General features: G+C 52.8%; 1 rRNA gene. It reads left to right on the top strand.

The features are described from left to right. Positions 1-10: 10 nt before the first annotated feature. Positions 11-464 (top strand): 16S ribosomal RNA (locus GCN75_RS28860); the annotation flags it as partial.

Raw genomic sequence — 464 nt, 5'->3', positions numbered from 1 at the left:
AACAGAGATTAAACTGAAGAGTTTGATCCTGGCTCAGATTGAACGCTGGCGGCATGCCTTACACATGCAAGTCGAACGGCAGCACGGAGCTTGCTCTGGTGGCGAGTGGCGAACGGGTGAGTAATATATCGGAACGTACCCTGGAGTGGGGGATAACGTAGCGAAAGTTACGCTAATACCGCATACGATCTAAGGATGAAAGTGGGGGATCGCAAGACCTCATGCTCGTGGAGCGGCCGATATCTGATTAGCTAGTTGGTAGGGTAAAAGCCTACCAAGGCATCGATCAGTAGCTGGTCTGAGAGGACGACCAGCCACACTGGAACTGAGACACGGTCCAGACTCCTACGGGAGGCAGCAGTGGGGAATTTTGGACAATGGGCGAAAGCCTGATCCAGCAATGCCGCGTGAGTGAAGAAGGCCTTCGGGTTGTAAAGCTCTTTTGTCAGGGAAGAAACGGTGAG

The organism is Janthinobacterium violaceinigrum (assembly GCF_009208555.1).
In the GTDB taxonomy this organism is placed as follows: Bacteria; Pseudomonadota; Gammaproteobacteria; order Burkholderiales; family Burkholderiaceae_D; genus Janthinobacterium; species Janthinobacterium violaceinigrum.
The sequence above is the reverse complement of the archived record's forward strand: the minus strand, read 5'-3'. Positions and strand labels throughout refer to the sequence as shown.